Here is a 17,287-nt window from a genome sequence, read left to right as displayed (position 1 = left end):
GGAGCAAGGGAGGACGCCATGGGCAACGCGAAGGACACGGTACTCGGAGCGGCTAAGGAACTGTTCGCCGACAAGGACCCGTCCGCGGTCGACCGCTGGGTCGCCGCCGACTACAAGCAGCACTCGGCGCTCGCACCCGACGGCCCCGAAGGCCTCCGCGGCCTCGTCCAGAGCCTGCCCGAGGGGTTCAGCTACGAGGGCGTGCGCGTGATCGCCGACGGCGACCTCGTTGCACTGCATGGTGTCTACCACGGTTTCGGGCCGGACCCGCTGGTCGCGTTCGACCTGTTCCGCGTCCAGGACGGGAAACTCGCCGAGCACTGGGACGCGCTCGTCCCGGTCGTGAAGGACACCGCCTCGGGCCGTTCCCAGACCGACGGCCCCGCCGCCGTCACTGACCTCGACAAGACCGAGGCGAACCGGGCGCTCGTCGCCGAGTTCGCCGAGAAGGTCCTCAAGGGCGCCGACTACTCGGTGCTGACCGACTACATCTCGACCGAGCAGTACGACCAGCACAACCCCGAGGCCGCCGACGGCCTCGCCGGGTTCGGCGCGGCCGCCGCCGCCTGGGGCGAGCAGGGCAAGAACCTCGTCTACAAGACGATCCACAAGGTTCTGGCCGAAGGGAACTTCGTGCTCGTGCAGTCCGAGGGCGAGTTCGGCGAACCGGTCGCCTACTGGGACCTCTTCCGCGTCGCCGACGGCAAGATCGTCGAGCACTGGGACATCGTCGCCCCGATCCCTGCCGAACTCCCGCACGGCAACGGCCTCTTCTAGAAGGGCGCGGTCATGGGCGGATTCGCGTTCGCGGGCAAGACGATCGAGTTCAAGGTCGACAACGGCGTGGTCTTCCACAACACGTACTCGGCCGACGGTGCGGGCCTGCACTACGAGGCCGTCGACGGCCCCACCAAGGGCGCGGCCGAGGACGTGCGGCTCCAAGCCGCCGAGATCGCACCCGGCGTGTACCTGGTCGGCTGGACCGAGGCGTCCGGCATGTCGATCACGCACGCGATGAACTGGAACGAGGGCGTCATCCACGCTTTCTGGACCTACGAGACCGACACCGGCCGTATCGGGGAACTCCACACCGGAACCTTCCGCGAACTGGCCTGAACCGCAGTACACCAACGGTCCGGCCCCGGCCTCGGCCAGGGGCCGGACCCATCTCCCCGGGACACCCGATGACCCTCCTCGAACTCGACGACTACCGCGAGGCGATCGACCTCGACCGGCCGTTCACGCCCGCCACCGAACCCGCCGCACCGGATCGATTCGACGCCCTGACACGAACCGCGCTGCGTACCTTGGCCTTTGAACCGTCAGCGGCACCGCTGGCGTTGAACGAGGGCCGCATCGCCGCACTCAGCGACACCGAGGCCGCCCTCGCACTACGGGCAGTACTCAACCTCCGGCCGCCCGCACCGCTGCCGCCAGGCGCCGACGACGTCCTTGACGCGCTCCTGGCGGGCCGCCGTGCGTCGCAGACCGCGACCGATCCGAACCTGGTGCCGACCGTCCGGCCCGGCACACCGCTGGCGCTGTGGCAAGGCGACCTCACCCAGCTCGGCGCCGACGCAATCGTCAACGCCGCCAACAGCGCCATGCTCGGCTGCTTCCAGCCGCTCCACGCATGCATCGACAACGCGATCCACACCGCGGCAGGACCGCGCCTGCGCCAGGACTGCGCCCAGATCATGGACAGACAGGGCGCGCCCGAGCCCGCAGGCACCGCCAAGATCACCCGCGGCTACCACCTGCCGGCCCGCTACGTACTCCACACCGTCGGACCCATCGTCGACGGCCCGCTCCGCGCCGAACACGAACGGGCCCTTGCCGACTGCTACACCGCCTGCCTCGACCTCGCCGCCGAGGTCGACGAGGTCCGCACCTTGGCGTTCTGCGCCGTCAGCACCGGCGTCTTCGGCTACCCGAAACCCGACGCCGCCCGCACCGCGCTGCGCGCCATCGACACGTGGGCCGCCGCCCATCCCGGCCGTTTCGAACGCATCATCTGCTGCAACTTCACCCCGGCCGACCAGGCTACGTACGAGACCGCCCTGAAGGAGACGGCACTGTGAACCTCCGAACCGCACAAGCATGGATCGACGACGCCGACCGCGTCCTCATCACCGCAGGCGCCGGGCTCTCGGCCGCCGCCGGGTACGACTACACCGACGCCGCCCGCTTCGCCGAGCTCTTCCCCGCACTCCACCAGCGCGGCCTGACCGCCCGCTACCAGCTTATCGGCCTCGACCTGCCGCAACCGCTGCTGTGGGGCTACTGGTCGGTCCACCTCGCCGACATCCGCTTCGACCCGAACCCCAACCCGCTGTACACGCGGCTACGGGAACTCGTCGGCGACCGCGACCACTTCGTCATGACCTCGAACGTCGACGCCCTCTTCGAACGCAACGGGTTCGACCCCGAACGCGTCTGGACACCGCAGGGCGACTACGGGCTCCTCCAATGCGACACCCCGTGCACCCGCCAGACCTGGCCCGCACAGTCCGCCGTCGAGGCCGCCCTGGCCGCCTACGACCCCGAGACCGGCCAGATCACCGACCCGGACGCGATCCCGCACTGCCCGAACTGCGGCGGCACCGTCTTCCCCAACGTGCGCAAAGGACCCGAGTTCATCGACGACCCCTACCGGCCCGGCCGAGACCGCCTCCTCGCATGGCTCGAGTCCCGGTCCGCAGAGGAGCACACGGTCGTCCTCGACATCGGCTCGGGCTTCAACACACCCTCCGTCATCCGCTGGCCCGCAGAACAACTCGCCTACCGTGACCCCCGCGCCCGCCTCATCCGCATCAACCGCGACCACCCCGAAGTCCCAGCCGAACTCGCCGACCGCGCACTCGCCGTCAAAGCCGACGCCACCGTTCTCGGCACTATGCGCTGATCCAGGCCAGGAGCGGCACCTCCCAGGTCGGCCTATCATTGCCGCATGGCCGACCCCCGTTCCAAAGCCACCGTTCATCTCCGGCCGCTGCGGCTGCGGGCGATGATGACGCAAGAGGAGCTCGCCCTCAAATCGGGGGTCGGGACGCGCACCGTGCGGGACATCGAGTCGGGGAAGGTCCGGCCGCAGCCGAGAACCCTGCGGTTGCTGATCGAGGCGTTGGATCTGGACGAGGCCGACCGGGCGATGCTGGCCGGAGCGCCGGAGGAGCCCGCGGCGCGGGACCTCGCACCGATGACGCTCCCGTCGGGCACGACCGCGTTCACCGGCCGCAGCGCGAGTCTCGCGAGGCTGGACGAAGCGGCGGCCTCGGGGTCGAGCCCTCTCGTCGTCTTGTCCGGTACCGGGGGCGTCGGCAAGACGATGCTGGCCCTGCAATGGGCGCACGGGTCGGCCGAGCGGTTCCCCGGTGGGAGGCTTTATGTGGACCTGCGCGGCTTCGCTCCCGGTGCGACCGCAATGGAATCGGCCGAGGCGGTCCGATTCCTGCTCGGCACGTTGGGGGTGGAACCTCAGCGCATGCCGGCCGACGCCAACGCTCGGCTCGGTCTCTATCGCACGCTTATTGGCAGGGAGCGGCGGCTGCTGATCCTCGACAACGTCCGTGACGCGGAGCAGGTGCGGCCGCTGCTTCCAGACGGCGCCCAGGTGCACACGGTGGTGATCAGCCGTCGTCGGCTCGTCGGGCTCGCGGCGTCGCACGGGGCGGCGACCATCGAGGTCGGGACCTTCGACAGCGCCGAAGCCGCCGCCCTGCTCGAACGGCAGCTCGGGGCAGCGCGACTCGCGGCCGAACCCGAAGCGGCGGAACGGGTCCTGGGCTCGTGCGCAGGACTCCCGCTGGCTCTCGCCATCGCCGGTGCCAGGGCCGCGACACGGCCCGATCTCGCTTTGGGCACCGTCGCCGACGAGCTGGCCGCCTCGCGGCTCGACGCGCTCGCGATCGATGAGCCGTCGATGGACCTCAGGGCGGTGTTCTCCTGGTCCTACCGCTCGCTCGACCCCGACGCGGCCCGGCTGTTCCGGCTGCTGGCCGTCATCCCCGGCCCTGACTTCGACACGGATGTGGCCGTGCGGCTCCACGGCGGTCCCGAGGTAGACGCCGGACGGGCACTTCGGTCCCTTGCGGACGCTCACCTGGTCGAGTACGGCCGCCCGGGCCGCCACCGCCTCCACGACCTGATCCGCGCGTACGCGGTCGAACTCCTCGAATCCGAAGTGCCGCAGCCCGATCGCGATGCCGCCTTCGACAGGCTGCTCGACTGGTACCTGCACGCGGCCGCCGCCTGCCGCGCGGCGCTCTACCCTGCGATGGTCAGCCTGCCCCTCCCCGACACTGCGGACGGCTTCGAACCGACGGCTGCGGAGGCGGCGCAGTGGCTGGAGGCCGAGTGGGGGAACCTCATCGCGGCCGTGGAACTCGCCGCCGCGCACGGGCGGGCGCGGTTCACCTGGCTCTTGGCCGACGTGTTGCGCGGATACGTGTGGCTCCACATGCTCGGCGACGACGGCGTGCGCATGAACACGGCTGCATTGACGGCGGCGTCCGACGTCGGCGATCCGCTCGGTATGGCCTCGGCGGCACTCGCGCTGGGCTGCGCACTGATGCGCTCCAACCTGCTCGCGGAGGCCATCGACCACCTGCGAGACGCCGCCGACTTCGCCCGCCGCGCCGATTGGCCCGCCGGTGCTGCGGCGAGCGAGGGAAACACGGCGATGGCCTGCTACCGCCAAGGCCGGATGCGCGACGGGCTGGAGCACGCCTACGGTGCGATGCACGCGTACCGGGAGATCGGCGAGCATCGCGCCGAGGGCACGAACCTGCACCTGATCGGGCTCTTCCACTCCCTCATGGGAGAGCTCGACACGGGCATCGACTACCTCGAGCAGTCGCTGAAATTCGCGACAGAGGCGGGCAACGACCCGATCCGCCTGACCCTGCTGACGCATCTGGCCGAGATCCAGATCCACCGCGGGCGCCTCGACCTCGCCACCGCACACCTCGACGAGGCGGCCGACCTGGAGCGCACCAGCGTCAGCATCGACAGGACCAGCGACATTCCCGGGGTGCGGGCACGGCTCCTGCTAGCCGCAGGGCGGACAGCGGAGGCCCTGGAACTCGCGGGGCAGGTGACCGCAGAGCGGACCGGCGACGCCGACCATCGAATCCGGGCCTCCGGGATGGTCACCTTGGCCGCCGCCCTCGACGCCGCGGGCGATCACCAGGAGGCGGTCGACCTTTACGACCGCGTGCTCGCCATGACCGAGCACGACGCCACCGTCTTCCACCGGGTCGAGGGGATCGTGGGCCGCGCGGGCGCGCTGCTGCGCAGCGGCGACGCCGGAGCCGAGGACGCGGCCGTTCGCGCACTGCAGCTAGCCCGGAAAGCCGAATACCGGTTCCTGGAAGGGCGGGCGCTCAACGTGCTCGCAGCGATCGACCTGCGGGCCGGACATCTCGCCGAAGCCGCCGACCGGGCGACCGAGGCCATGGAGATCCACCGGCAGACAGGGCACCGCGCCGGTGAGGCGACGTCGCTTCAGCTCCTCGCCGACTGCACTACCGACCCGGAGACCGCCCGCACCTGGCGCGACCAGGCTCGTGCCTTGAGCCCCCAGAAGCCCTCGTCGCGAACTGACTGAACCTCTTTGGGGCGAGGTCGTCGATGACGCGGTCGATAAGCCTTCACCTGACGTGCGATGTCGTCCACCGACTGCGCCTCTCCTGCCGCTATCCCGCCGGTGTTCCGCCTTGAATGCCACGTCTCCTGCAGGAAAAATTGCCTCAGTGTCGGCTCAGGCCGGCATCGTCCACGGCCGCAGCAGGAATCCGAGTACGCACGCCAAGCGACCGCAATCCCCACCCACCGAATGAAAGGCCCTGTTGTGCCCAACCGAAAACTAGCGGCCCTGCCCTTTGCCCTCGCGCTCCTCGGACTCGCGGCGTGCACTGCCGAAGCCGGACCCACGGTTTCCGGCGAGGAACTCGCCGACCTGGCCGCGGACGCCCTGGAGAAGGAGACCGGCTCGCGTCCCGACCTCGACTGCGGAGACGACTCGATCATCGTCGCTCAAGACAAGGAGGTCGACTGCGTGGCGACCTCCACGGAGACCGGCGCTGCATACGACGCCACCATCACCTTCACCAGCGTCGAGGGCAGGGACTACGAGATCAGCGTGGAAGTCGCCTCCGAGCCCAACGGCGCCACTAGCGAGGCCCCCGCATCCGATCCTGCCGAGAACGACACTTCGGCACCGGCCGCCGACGCGAACAGCATTGTGGTTCCCGCTCCAGACTTCGCCGCGGCGGTCGCGGACGCGGTGGCGCACGAATGGGGATCCGGTAACGAGATCGACTGCGGCGACACCACCACGAGAACCCTTTACGCGGGCGCGGTCCACTCCTGCGTGCTGATCGACGCCTCGACGGATGCGGAGTACACCATCACCGTCACCATCTCCAGCATCGACGTCGAGGCCAACACCTTCAACTTCGAAGCTGAGGTGGATGACACCCCGTTGAACCGCTAGGACCGTGTGTGCTCGACGGCAACTTCTCCAACGCCGCGACCTTCCGCGACGAGCTGGTCTACGACCGCGAGCTGAACCCGGGTGCTGCGGCCTGGTTCGAGGGATCAGCAGATGCTGCCCGGCGCCCCGGATCCGCCATCAGGAAACCCGCCAAGATTCCTGATGGTGCCCGTCCAGTGCGCGGAGCTTGCCGTTGATGCGTTCGATCTCGAGGGGCCCGAGCGCCTCGCGGACGGTGAGCGCCTGGAGCCACGCCTCCCGAGCGGCGGCGGTGTCGCCGAGCGCGACGAGGGCGTCGCCGAGGTGCTCGGCCGTGTTCGCCATGCTGGTGCGGCTGCTGACGCTCCCATACTGCTCCAGCACCTCCCGGTAGTAGGCGACCGCCTTGCGGTGCTCGCCCCGGCAGTGGTGGATGTAGCCGATGCTGTCGAGGACCGATGCGACGTGGCCGAAGTCGCCGACGGCGCGGCTTTCGGCGAGGGACTCCAGGCAGTACTCCATGGCCTCGTCGTGGCGGCCGAGGTTCGCGAGGTACCAGCCGACGCTGTTGAGCGCCATGGCGGTTCCGGGCCGGTTCCCGATCTCGCGGAAGATCCGCAGGGCCGTCTTCCCGTGATCAAGGCCTGCTTGTAGCGGTCGAGCCGCCCGTGGACGTTCGCGGTGCTCCGGTGGACGCGCGCGAGCAGCGCGCGCTCGTCGGTCTCGGCGCACAGTTCCAGGGCCTGCTGGAGGCGCGCGAACGCCTGGTCGTCGCGGCCGAGGTGGAGGTAGAGCAGCGCGATGTGGCGCAGCAGCTGGACCTGCCCGGCGACCGCGCCCTCATGCTCGGCGGCGCGGAGTCCGAGCAGGAGCGTCTCGATGCCGTCCTGAGGGCTTCCGATGCGCTGGAACATGTTCGTCATGGACCAGGCGAGTCGCCAGGCATGGGTGCGCAGGTGCTCCCGGTCGGCGGAGCGGACGGCGGCGGTGAGCGCCTGGTGCTCGGCGACGGACCAGGCGATCGCCTCGTGCAGCTCGCCGAACCGCTCCGGTGCGCAGCCCTCGGCGGGAGCGCCGATGTCGATGGGGTCGCGCTGCTTGTAGAGCAGCATGGCCGCCCCGTACGCGGAGTGGAGGTAGTGGTCGAGGATCCGCAGGAGCGCCGTGCGCTGGTCCGCTTCGGCGTCGGTTGCCGCGGTGAGTTCGCCTGCGTAGGCGCGCAGGAGGTCGTGGAGCGTGTACCGGCCCGGGAGGTGCTCGGTGATGAGGTGGGCGGTGGCGAGTTCGCGCAGGAGCCTGCGGGCGTGTTGCACCGGGACGGCGGCGAGGCTCGCGGCGGCGGGGGCGGACCAGTCGGGGCCGGGGTGCAGGCCCAGGAGCCGGAACAGGCGGGCCGAGTCCGGGGTTAGCGCCCTGTAGGACCAGGAGAACACGGTCCGGATGTCGGTCGCCGGGTCGTCGCCCGCGAACGCTTCGAGGTCGCCGCTGAGCTCGGAGGCGAGGGAGGCCAAGGGGAACGCGGGCCTGCTGGCGGCCCGGGCGGCGGCGATCGACAGGGCGAGCGGGAGCCCCCGGCACGCGGTCAGGATGCGCTGCAACGCATCGGGGTCGGCCTCGACCCTGCGCCGCCCGAGCCGCTCGGTGAGGAGCCGCTCGGACTCCTCGGGCCCGAGGACGTCCAGCGGCGCGGGCCTGGCGCCCTGCGCGAGCAGTCCGGTGAGTTCGTTGCGGCTGGTGACGAGCGTGAACGTCCCGGGCCCCGCGGGCAGGAGCGGCCGGACCTGGGCCGCGTCGCGGGCGTTGTCGAGCACCACGAGGATCCGCTTGTCGGCGACGAGGCCCCGGTAGAGCGCGATCTGCGCGTCGCCGTCGGCGGGGATCTGCCTTGCCGGGACGCCGAGCGCACCGAGGAAGAGCCGCACCGCCGCCCCGGGCGCCATGGGCTCCCCGTGGAGGTCGAAGCCGCGCAGGTTGGCGTGCAGCTGCCCGTCGGGGAACCGGTCGGCGACGCGGTGCGCCCAGTGCGAGGCCAGTGTGGACTTCCCGATACCGCCGGTGCCGGTGACCAGGGCCAGACCCGCGGCGGTCTCCAGCAGGTCGTCGAGGTGCCCGAGGACGTCGTCCCTGCCGGTGAAGGCGGCGGTGTCGGCGGGCAGCATCGCCGGAACGTGCACGACCGCAGGCGCGGCCGGATCGGGCTCGGGCCGCAGGCCGGTGTCTTCCCTGAGGATCGCGGTGTGCAGCTCGCGCAGCTCGGGCCCGGGGTCGATGCCGAGTTGCTCCGCGAGTCGGGCGCTCAGGTCCGCGTAGGCCTGGAGCGCTTCGGGGCCGCGCCCGCACCGGTACAGGGCCGTCATGAGCTGCTCGCAGCACCGCTGGCGCAGCGGATGGTCCGCGGCGAGCCGCTGCAACTCGGGGATGAGCGCCTCGTGCAGGCCGAGCCGGAGATCCAGGTCGATGCGTTCGGTCAGGAGCCGGAGGCGGTACTCGTCGAGGCGGCGCGCGACCGCTTCGACCATGCGTCCCGACTGGTCGGCGAGTGAGGGCCCGCGCCATTCGGCCAGCGCCTCCCGGAGCACCGCCGCGGCCCGGTCCGGCCGGCCCGAGGCCGCAAACTCCCGTGCCCTCGCCTCGTTCCGCTTGCACCGCAAGACGTCCAACTCGTGCTCGGCTGCGGTGAACCGGTACCCTGCACCGACCTTCTCCAGCCGCTCGCCCGCCTCGCCGAGCTGCCTGCGCATGGCGGCCGCGATGTTCTGCACCTGCCGTGCTGCGGTGTCGGGCGGGTCGCCCTCCCACAGCCCCTCCACGAGCCGGTCGACCGGGACCACCCGGTTCGCCTCGTCGAGCAGCAGCACGAGCAGTCTCGGATGGTGCCGCCCGCGGACCGGGACCGCGCCGCCTTCGCCGCGGACCTCCAGCGGCCCGAGCACGCGGAAATCGATGCCCATATCGTCACGTCCTGCCGTTCACTCCGAGAAGCCGAGTGTCCCACAGAATCCGTGCATTATCCGTGCACGATCCGTGCGCCCGGCCGCCACGATGACCTTCCGCCCGAACGAATCCGGAGGTGAAGGGCATGAACGACCCCCTGCTCGACATGGAGGACGCCCAGTCGCGGCTGAAGGAATGGATGGAGCGCACGGAGCAGCGTGCCGCCGAGACCCAGGCCGCCAGCGAGGGGCTCCAGGCGCTGCGCGTCACGGCCACCGACGAGAACGGCGTCGCCTCCGTCACCGTCGACGCCGCCGGGAAGCTCATCGAACTGCGGCTCTCCGCACGCGTCCTCCGGCAGGCCCCGGAGTTCACCGAACGCGTCGTCCTCGAAACCTACCGGCGCGCCCAGGCCGACCTCGCCGACGCCGCCACTGAGGTCGTACGCGAGACGATCGGCGCCGACTCGCCCACTGGCCGCGCCATGCTCGCCGGATTCCCCCGACCCGAAGCCCCCGAACCGGAACGGTGGTGACCCCGTGTCCGCCTCCATCAGCGTCGACCCCGACGCCCTCCGCGACCACGCCACCCGCCTCCTCGCCGTGACCGATCGCTTTACCGCGATCCGCGAGGCCAGCGCCCACATCGTCCAGGACGACGAGGCGTACGGCCAGCTCTGCAGCTTCTTCCCGATGATCCTCGAAGGCAGGCACGAGGAGCAGGACGAAGCCGTGGACCTGCTCACCGAGAACATCGAACTGCTTTCGGCGGCGGTCGTCGAATGCGTCGACCTGTACGAAGCCGCCGATGAGGCGGCGTCCGCGGACTTCGCCGCGCTTGAAGCCGAGATATGAAGGATGCCAACATGTCTGATACCTCGCTCGTCGCTACCGAGGGCGACATCACGAAGGAGAGCGACGCTTACCGTGACGGCAGCACCGGCCTCTCCTTCGCCGAGAACTACAACTCTTATGCGGAAGCCATCGAGAAACGCGAGTGGGTCGACGCGTCCATCGCGGGTCTGGGTTTGGCGCTCGATGCCGCCTCGGTCGCGATCGACCCGTTCAGCACGCTGCTCTCGATGGGCATCTCATGGGCAATGGAGCAGATCGAGCCGCTCAAGGAGGCACTCGACTGGCTCGCCGGGGACCCGCAGGCGATCGAGACGCATGCGATGACATGGGACAACATTGCTGCCGAACTCATGGAAGTCGCGGGCGACCTGCAATCCGGTCTCGACGGCGACCTTGACGGCTGGCAAGGCGACGCGTCCGACGCCTACCGGGCGATGCTGACGGGCAACATCGAAGCCGCCGGGTGCCTTTCGGGCACGGCTGCGGGCATGGCCGCCGCCACGCGCGGTGCCGGGTCGCTCGTACAGATGGTCCGCGAGTTCATCCGGGACTTCATCGCCGACTGCATTGCGAAGGTGGTGGTCTGGCTGATCGAGCTCTACGCCAGCGGCGGCATCCTGGGCCCAGTCGTCACCAGTCAGCTCGCGGTCGCCGTCGTCAAGTGGACCGGCCGGATCTTCGGCTGGCTCATGGGCCTCGTCACCAGTATCCAATCGCTTCGCGCACTCCTCGACATCTAGGGACCACCATGAGCAAGAAGAACAGCGGTAACGGATCTGCGCACCACGCCGACGGCGTCAGTCCCGGCACGACCATCTCTGAGGGCATCGGCAACGCGAACGTCAAGCTGAAGGAATGCCGGCCGGGGAAGCTCCACCAGGTCGGGCTCGGCCCGTCCCCGACCACGCTCAAACCGACGAACTCGCTCACCAAGCGGCCGAACCCGGGCCTCGCCGATCCGTACAAGGGCGGCTGGCACAAGAACCACGGCGGGATCAAGGGACTGGGTCTGGAGTCCAACCACACACCTCCGAAGAAGGTCATGGAGGGCCTGGGCTTCGTCAACGAGAACGGCAGCAAATGGAGTGCGGGCAATGCTTCGGCAGTCGTCCTCGACTACGAGGACCACCGCGCGCTCACCACCACGGGCAGCGGCGCCTACAAGACCTACCTCTCGAAGCTCACCGATGCGCTCACCGGGAAGAAGGATGGAGAGGACACGGGGCGGAAGTACCCGGACACCATGGCTGATGCGCTCGTGCTCGAAATCAACGACCTCCGGAGCAAGCTCGCCGCCCACTACACCAAGATGCAGGCCGAACCGGGTGCGTCGAACCCGCACGGCACCCCCGGCAAGGACTTCCACAAGTACGACCAGGCCTACAAGGACATGATCACCACCTGCTACCCGTCGTTGAAGGGACACGTGAAACTCGTTGAAGAGCTTGGCCCGTTCTAGTGGGACAGCGCTTGCAAGGAAATGGGCTACTAGGAAGCTCATGCAAAAGTCTCGTTCGGGTGAAGCGGGGTGCTGGTACCAAGGATGTCGGATGCCCGGTCTGACATTTCTGTTAGCCGCCTCCAGCAGATGGCGGCCCCGCTGCGGGATGACCGAGCGAACCCGAAGCCCCGTACCGCACAACCAGTCCGAGCGCCCGCGAACTTGAAACCGATTCTGACTTGCTCTCGCTAAAGGTTGTCCCGCTATTCGTTTCGGCGGTGAGCGGCGGCAGCGACTGGGGCAGTCGTCCGATCAGGTGGTTCGGGCGAGGTTGCGGAGGCGGGCAATGCCGAGCATTGCGGTTGCGACGCCGTCTCCACGCAGGCGACAGTCCCGCAGAATCTTCCAGGTCTTCATCCGCGCGAACGCGTGCTCGACACGTGCTCTGACCTGCCGGTGTGAGGTGTTGTGCTGCTCCTTCCAAGCGGGAAGCGCCTCACCGGGCCTGCGGCGATGCGGATGATCGCGGAAGTTGCGATGTAGCCGCCGTCGGCGATGACATCGACGTTGCGGCAGGCGTACTCAGCGCCGGATTCCCCGAACGCTCGGCAGTCGTTGCGGTTGCCCGGTAGGGGTGCGCCGACGATGACCACCTGCTGTGAGTCTGCGTCGATGACGACCTGATGGTTGGTCGAATACCGATAGATCTTGCTCGGGGCGGCGATCGAGCGGTCGCGGGTCGGCACCAGGGTGCCGTCGACGATAAGGACCGTGCCTGGAGTGACCTCTGGCGGGGCCGCAGTGCGAGCTTGGGGCCCAGGTCATCGATGATGCGGGCGGCCGCTGACTTGGAGATCCCGAACAGCGGCGCGAGTTGGCGCAAGGTCAGGTTGGTCCGCCAGTACGAGGCGACCAGCAGCACCCGGTCTTCCAGCGGCAGGCTCCAGGGCCGCCCCCGGCGCCTCGCTTCGGCGCCGTCTCTGTGCAGTTGGCGTACCAACTTGGCGAATGCCCGGGGCCGCAGCCCCGAGAATGGTTCGATCCAGCACGCTTCCGCTGCGGTCACCACATCCACGGTGTCATCGTAAACCGTTGCGGTGCATGGAATTACGTGGACATGCTCTGGGATTCTGCGCCTTGGCGGAGGTGTCCGGCAAGCGGTGCGTCGTCCCAGACTTGGGCCTCGATGTAGCGCTCAGGACCGCGCGAACCGTCGGCGTTCCACTCCTGCGGCAAACCGTACTGGTCGATCAAGACTCCGATCTCCTCGACAGTGAAGACCTGCCCCCAGTAGGGCCGCTGGTCGGCTAGCCGCATTGCCGGGAACAGGTCCCCGTAGGTAAAGCTGATCGCCGACGGATCGAATTGGTCAAGCCCGATCGCCAACTCCCGGCCCTGGCGGTACCAGTCCAGGAGCCACGTGCAGGCGCCGAGCGTCATGTAGTGGGGCCTGGCCCTGACCGGCCTGCCGCCCTTGCGGGCGAACAGATCGCGCGCCCGGTCCTCAAGCTCGCGTCGCACCATCAGGTAATCGTTCGAGCGGCGGCTCGCGAACACGTCCCCGCGCTCGCGCAGCGCGTGCATGACCGCCTCGGCCTCCTCGGCCGGCAGGTCCGACAGGTTTCGAAACGGTCCGAGCTCACGTTCGTAGTAGTGATGCACCCTCAACGGTCTCACCGCACCTCCATCTCCCGAGCGCGACGGATCATAACAGCGACCGCGCCCTCTCGCCAGCATCGTCGCAGGAGTGGGCCCGGCACCCAGCTGCAGCAGTCTCAAAACGGGACAACCTTTAGAGTGCCGTTACGAGTGTGCCGTTCCCGACCTCCAGACTTCCTTGCTCTCTCGAATGGCGCTTGCCATGTCGGCGAGTTTGGCCCGGATTCCGGCGGCGCTGTCGTGGCCGATGTCGGAGAGGATTTCCAGCGCCTCCTCCAAAGCCTCGCGGGCGGCATCGGGATCACCGGCCGAGAGGTGGAGTTCGCCGAGGGACGCGAGCGTATCGCCCTCTCCTCGGCGCGATCCGACTTCGCGAACGCGTGCGAGGGCCAGGTGATAATAGGCGCGGGCCCGTTCGTACCTGCCGAGGCGATGGTGGATGAAGCCGAGGCTGTCCAATATGGCGGCCTCTAGATGGGGGCGGAGGTCGGATTCGACTTCTTGGCAGGCATCGAGCGCCCGTTCGCAGTATTCGATCGCCTCCGCGTACTCGCCGAGCTGCGCGTGGTACCAGCCGACCGAGTTCAGCGCGCGGGACACGCTGATTCGACTGCCCTGCGAACTGGAAACCTCCAGAAACCGCCGGGAGTGTTCAAGCGCCGCGTCGTGATGCCCTTGCATTGCGGCCAGATTGGCAAAACCGTGGTGAGCGGCCGCTTGCGCTATACGATCATCGGCCGCGACAGAGAGCCGCAACGCCCGGATCAGATGCGTGCGACTGTCCTCGAACCGCCCGAGCCACGTATAGCTCCAGGCCAGGAGCCGATGGGAGTGGGCCTGCGCGGCCGAGTCGCCGATCCGTTCTGCGGCGCCCAGGGCTGCGAGCTGGAGGACGACCTGATCGCGCATGTGGCCGCGGACGTAGTAGAAACCGGAGAGCGCCCAGCCGGACTGCCAGACCTGGACGTCGAGTTCGCCTTCCGGTTGGCGGATCACGGCGGCGGCCATTCCTGCATGCTCCGCTTCGAACCAGGCCCGCGCCTCCGCCCGCTCGGTGAGGGATTCGGGGACGGTGCCAGGACTCGGCTCGCCCAGCGGGAGGGTGAGCTCGTCACCGCTCGGTCGAATCAGCGCGGCCGCGGGGCAAGCGGTGTGCGTGTAATGGTCCAGCAGCCGCCGCATGGCCTTTCGTCGCTCAGCCGCCGAGTCGGTGCGCTCAGCCAGGGCGACGGCGTGTTCCCGCACGAGGTCATGGAGGGAGAAGCGGCCCTCGGCGTTCTGGGTGAGCAGGCTGGCCCGGGTCAGCTCCATCAGAGCGGACCCGGTGTCGCCGGCTCCCATGCCGGTGAGGCTGGCCGCCAATGGGGCGGTGAGGTCCAGGCCCGGGTGCAGGGCGAGCAGCCGGTATGCCCGTTGCGCCGAGGTGGAGAGGTGGCGGTAGGACCGGTCGATCGCCGCTGCGACTGAAGTGGACGGATCCGTGGGACCGACATTCAAGTGGCCGAGGCGGTCTTCGGTCAGCGCCCGAGCGTACTCGCCAATCGAGGTCGTGCGCGAGTGGTTGGTCAGGTAGTTCGCGGCCGCGATGTGGATCGCGAGCGGCAGGCGGCCGCAGGCTGCGGCGAAGGCCGCTATCTCGTCTTCGTCGGCCCCCTTGACGGTCAAGCGTCCCAGGAGGCCGCGTAGGAGAGAGGCGGCCTCGGCAGGGGTGAGGGTGTCCAGGGCCAGGTGGACGATGCCAGAGTGGCTGGTGCGCAATCCGTCGAGTCGGCACCTGCTGGTGATGACGACCAGGCAGTTCGGTTCTGTCGGCAGGAGCGGGCGAACCTGCGGTTCGGCGTGGGCGTTGTCCAGCACGATCAGCAATCGCTTGCCCCGCAACGCCTCTTGGTACCGCGCGGCCAGTGCGTCAGGATCGTCCGGCATGGCCTTCGGGTCGACGCCGAACTGCTCCAGCAGGCCGCGCAGCGCCTGCTCCGGGTCAGTGGGCGGCACGTCGGCGTAGCCGTTCAGGTTGACGTACAGGCATCCGTCGGGGAACCGCGCCTTGACGGCCCGGCTGCGGGCCCAGTGCACGGCGAGCGCGGTCTTGCCGACGCCGCCGGACCCGGTGAGGGCGGAGATGACCACCACTCGGCCGCGATGGTGCTCGCGCAGCAGGCGATCGAGTCGCCGCTGCTCCTCGTTCCGGCCGGTGAAGGCCTGGTCGTCGGCCGGGAGGGCGCGGGCCGGCCAGTCGGAGACGGGTCTCTCGGCGCTCAGGGAGGTGCCGGTGAGGCGGCGCCGGACCTCGTCGAGCTCCACGCGCTCGCGCAGGCTCAGCCCCAGGCGGGGGTTGCTGAGGAGCCGGTCGAAGCGGTCGGGCTCGTCGGCGGTCGGCGGCTTCGGGAGATGCTCGCCCCGAAGCCAGTAGTAGATCGTCACCCGGCTCACGTCTTCAGTTGTCTCCGCTATCTGCCTTACGCTGCAACCGGAGTCCGCAATGCGGGCACGCAGCCAGCTGCCGAGCTTGGCCGGAGTGTCGAGGTGTGCGAACCTGCCGCTCTCATCGTCGGGCCGGTGACCGGCAAGCCAGGACCGAACTGTCCCCTCGCCCACACCGAGTTCGTCGGCCACTTCGGCGACGGTCCGGCCGCTGTCCGAGAGATGCACGGCCAGCCAAGGGGAGAGCTTCGCGATGGAGTCGGTGCCGGATCGGCGAGGGTCGGCGTTCATGGGGAAGGCCTCCGCTGGCGAGGGGCGGCGGATGCGCCCGGGGTGAGTTCAAAGTAGTTCACCTGCGCCAGGGGTGAGTTCAAAGTAGTTCAACGGAAGCTTGTAGCCAACGGCCGCATTGGATGCAATGACGGAGTCGGTCACCGACCGTTGCACCGCAAGCGGTTCATGCAGTTCCTGCTGCTGTCGCGCCGCGCGATGCCCCCCAACGGCACAGGAAGGCTTCCCTCCCATGGAAGACGACAACAACGCCTCGACAGAGCCCACCCCGTCAGCCGGCCGCCTCGACCGCCGCCGGATCCTCACCCTCGCAGCGGGAGGTGCCGTCGCGGCGGCCTCCGGCATCCTCCTGCCCGCGTCCGCCGCCGAGGCGCACGGCACGATCAGCAGCTACCCGGGCATCGGGGGACAGCCGACGGTCTACGAGGAAACCGGGGCCCGCACCTCGTTCGGTTACCGGCCGTCCTTCCACGACGAACTGGGCCAGTGGCTCGATCGCTGGTACACGAACACGCCGACCAGCTGGCTGAAGCCGATGCGGATCTGGACCCTCGGTGCCCACTACGACGGCCGATACAGCGCGGCTCACAACGAAGGCAGGGGTTTCGACCTGACCCGCATCTACAGCACCGTCAACGGCAGCCTGTCGAGGAGGTTCTGGGCCAACTACGGCTCGTGGAGGAACACGACCGGCAGCACCCTCAGCACCCACCGCAAACGCTACTGGGCGACTTCAGCCAGCCTCCACTACCACTTCCAGAACGTGCTTACCTATCCCTACAACTCAGACCACCACAACCACATCCACATCGACAACCTCGTGTCCGGCACCGGCTACTCCACCTTCCACCGCGATAGCCGCGCTCAGGTCCTGCACGTTCAGGCCTGCTGCCGCTACATCTGGGGCAAGGGAACGGACATCGACGGAGTGTGGGGAGACCAGTCGAGCCGACACGCGCACGAGGTCCTCGTGCGAATCGGCAAGGGCGGATACATCGGATCCTCCCAGTCGCACTGGCAGGCGTTCAACATCGCCTCCACCCGTAAGGGATCCGGTCGGCAAGCCTACTGACCGCCTGCCACGACCCTGAGGCGGCGAGCGGCCGCGATGTCCCTTTAGGTTGGTCTAATCGGCCGCTGGTCATGCCGCCAGCCCTTCCACACTGCGGGGCGCCGGGCCGAAAGGCCCGGCGCCCCAGGGCGGGCGAA

14 protein-coding genes and 2 pseudogenes are annotated in these 17,287 nt (G+C 69.0%); 11 read left to right on the top strand and 5 right to left on the bottom strand.

Features of this window, described 5'->3' with window-relative positions; translation table 11 throughout:
* Window positions 1-18: 18 nt before the first annotated feature.
* The 6 genes from ACZ60M_RS11330 to ACZ60M_RS11305 all read left to right on the top strand — a co-directional run bounded on the left by ACZ60M_RS11330 (window position 19) and on the right by ACZ60M_RS11305 (window position 6,496).
* Entirely contained in the window at window positions 19-777 is a 759-nt protein-coding gene (locus tag ACZ60M_RS11330; protein ID WP_465417094.1) for a nuclear transport factor 2 family protein, read from the top strand.
* 12 nt (window positions 778-789) lie between these two features.
* Window positions 790-1,116, top strand: a complete 327-nt coding sequence (locus ACZ60M_RS11325; RefSeq protein ID WP_465417093.1) for a MoaF-related domain-containing protein — start codon at window positions 790-792, stop codon at window positions 1,114-1,116.
* Between the two features lie 68 nt (window positions 1,117-1,184).
* Window positions 1,185-2,081, top strand: coding sequence for a protein-ADP-ribose hydrolase (locus tag ACZ60M_RS11320; protein WP_465417091.1), 897 nt, complete (start codon window positions 1,185-1,187; stop codon window positions 2,079-2,081).
* Window positions 2,078-2,905: an SIR2 family NAD-dependent protein deacylase gene (locus ACZ60M_RS11315; RefSeq protein WP_465417089.1), complete on the top strand. Its 828-nt coding sequence runs from the start codon at window positions 2,078-2,080 to the stop codon at window positions 2,903-2,905. The genes ACZ60M_RS11320 and ACZ60M_RS11315 overlap by 4 nt, the downstream gene beginning before the upstream one ends.
* Before the next feature lie 45 nt (window positions 2,906-2,950).
* Complete coding sequence (locus ACZ60M_RS11310) at window positions 2,951-5,608, top strand: ATP-binding protein (RefSeq protein ID WP_465417087.1); 2,658 nt, start codon at window positions 2,951-2,953, stop codon at window positions 5,606-5,608.
* A gap of 243 nt (window positions 5,609-5,851) precedes the next feature.
* A complete protein-coding gene (locus ACZ60M_RS11305; RefSeq protein ID WP_465417085.1) occupies window positions 5,852-6,496 on the top strand; it encodes a DUF4333 domain-containing protein in 645 nt (214 codons plus the stop codon).
* 138 nt (window positions 6,497-6,634) lie between these two features.
* On the opposite strand, the gene ACZ60M_RS11300 is transcribed toward ACZ60M_RS11305, so the two are convergent.
* Both ACZ60M_RS11300 and ACZ60M_RS11295 read right to left on the bottom strand, forming a co-directional pair.
* On the bottom strand, window positions 6,635-7,054 hold the full coding sequence (locus tag ACZ60M_RS11300; protein WP_465417223.1) for a tetratricopeptide repeat protein: 420 nt from the start codon (window positions 7,052-7,054) through the stop codon (window positions 6,635-6,637).
* Window positions 7,055-7,119: 65 nt separating this feature from the next.
* Window positions 7,120-9,216 (bottom strand): annotated as a pseudogene (locus ACZ60M_RS11295) (AfsR/SARP family transcriptional regulator); the annotation flags it as partial.
* A gap of 338 nt (window positions 9,217-9,554) precedes the next feature.
* Between ACZ60M_RS11295 and ACZ60M_RS11290 the strand changes: the two are divergent.
* Genes ACZ60M_RS11290 through ACZ60M_RS11275 form a run of 4 tightly spaced genes read left to right on the top strand, consistent with a single transcriptional unit; the run spans window position 9,555 to window position 11,722 of the window.
* Window positions 9,555-9,944 (top strand): YbaB/EbfC family nucleoid-associated protein, encoded by a 390-nt coding sequence (locus tag ACZ60M_RS11290; protein WP_465417083.1) that lies wholly within the window; start codon window positions 9,555-9,557, stop codon window positions 9,942-9,944.
* A gap of 4 nt (window positions 9,945-9,948) precedes the next feature.
* Window positions 9,949-10,263, top strand: coding sequence for a type VII secretion target (locus ACZ60M_RS11285; protein ID WP_465417081.1), 315 nt, complete (start codon window positions 9,949-9,951; stop codon window positions 10,261-10,263).
* Window positions 10,264-10,274: 11 nt separating this feature from the next.
* A complete protein-coding gene (locus ACZ60M_RS11280) occupies window positions 10,275-11,003 on the top strand; it encodes a WXG100 family type VII secretion target (RefSeq protein WP_465417079.1) in 729 nt (242 codons plus the stop codon).
* An 8-nt stretch (window positions 11,004-11,011) separates the two neighbouring features.
* Window positions 11,012-11,722 (top strand): hypothetical protein, encoded by a 711-nt coding sequence (locus ACZ60M_RS11275; RefSeq protein ID WP_465417078.1) that lies wholly within the window; start codon window positions 11,012-11,014, stop codon window positions 11,720-11,722.
* Window positions 11,723-12,016: 294 nt separating this feature from the next.
* On the opposite strand, the pseudogene ACZ60M_RS11270 reads toward ACZ60M_RS11275, so the two are convergent.
* From ACZ60M_RS11270 to ACZ60M_RS11260, 3 genes and pseudogenes are all read right to left on the bottom strand, one after another.
* Window positions 12,017-12,779, bottom strand: a pseudogene (locus ACZ60M_RS11270) (transposase).
* A gap of 32 nt (window positions 12,780-12,811) precedes the next feature.
* Window positions 12,812-13,366, bottom strand: a complete 555-nt coding sequence (locus ACZ60M_RS11265) for a hypothetical protein (protein ID WP_465417076.1) — start codon at window positions 13,364-13,366, stop codon at window positions 12,812-12,814.
* Between the two features lie 141 nt (window positions 13,367-13,507).
* Window positions 13,508-16,078 (bottom strand): ATP-binding protein, encoded by a 2,571-nt coding sequence (locus tag ACZ60M_RS11260; RefSeq protein WP_465417074.1) that lies wholly within the window; start codon window positions 16,076-16,078, stop codon window positions 13,508-13,510.
* A gap of 232 nt (window positions 16,079-16,310) precedes the next feature.
* Between ACZ60M_RS11260 and ACZ60M_RS11255 the strand changes: the two genes are divergently transcribed.
* The gene (locus tag ACZ60M_RS11255) at window positions 16,311-17,150 is read left to right on the top strand and encodes a hypothetical protein (RefSeq protein WP_465417072.1); all 840 of its coding nucleotides are present in this window, start codon (window positions 16,311-16,313) and stop codon (window positions 17,148-17,150) included.
* Window positions 17,151-17,287: the final 137 nt, after the last annotated feature.

This window comes from Glycomyces sp. NPDC050141 (assembly GCF_055586545.1).
This window is presented reverse-complemented; position numbering and strand designations above follow the sequence as displayed.

Bases quoted from the DNA above. Each gene is read 5' to 3' on its own strand.
- ACZ60M_RS11330 (WP_465417094.1), top strand. From the start codon at position 19: ATGGGCAACGCGAAGGACACGGTACTCGGAGCGGCTAAGGAACTGTTC.
- ACZ60M_RS11325 (WP_465417093.1), top strand. From the start codon at position 790: ATGGGCGGATTCGCGTTCGCGGGCAAGACGATCGAGTTCAAGGTCGAC.
- ACZ60M_RS11320 (WP_465417091.1), top strand. From the start codon at position 1,185: ATGACCCTCCTCGAACTCGACGACTACCGCGAGGCGATCGACCTCGAC.
- ACZ60M_RS11310 (WP_465417087.1), top strand. From the start codon at position 2,951: ATGGCCGACCCCCGTTCCAAAGCCACCGTTCATCTCCGGCCGCTGCGG.
- ACZ60M_RS11300 (WP_465417223.1), bottom strand. From the start codon at position 7,054: ATGGCGCTCAACAGCGTCGGCTGGTACCTCGCGAACCTCGGCCGCCAC.
- ACZ60M_RS11290 (WP_465417083.1), top strand. From the start codon at position 9,555: ATGAACGACCCCCTGCTCGACATGGAGGACGCCCAGTCGCGGCTGAAG.
- ACZ60M_RS11280 (WP_465417079.1), top strand. From the start codon at position 10,275: ATGTCTGATACCTCGCTCGTCGCTACCGAGGGCGACATCACGAAGGAG.
- ACZ60M_RS11275 (WP_465417078.1), top strand. From the start codon at position 11,012: ATGAGCAAGAAGAACAGCGGTAACGGATCTGCGCACCACGCCGACGGC.
- ACZ60M_RS11260 (WP_465417074.1), bottom strand. From the start codon at position 16,078: ATGAACGCCGACCCTCGCCGATCCGGCACCGACTCCATCGCGAAGCTC.
- ACZ60M_RS11255 (WP_465417072.1), top strand. From the start codon at position 16,311: ATGGAAGACGACAACAACGCCTCGACAGAGCCCACCCCGTCAGCCGGC.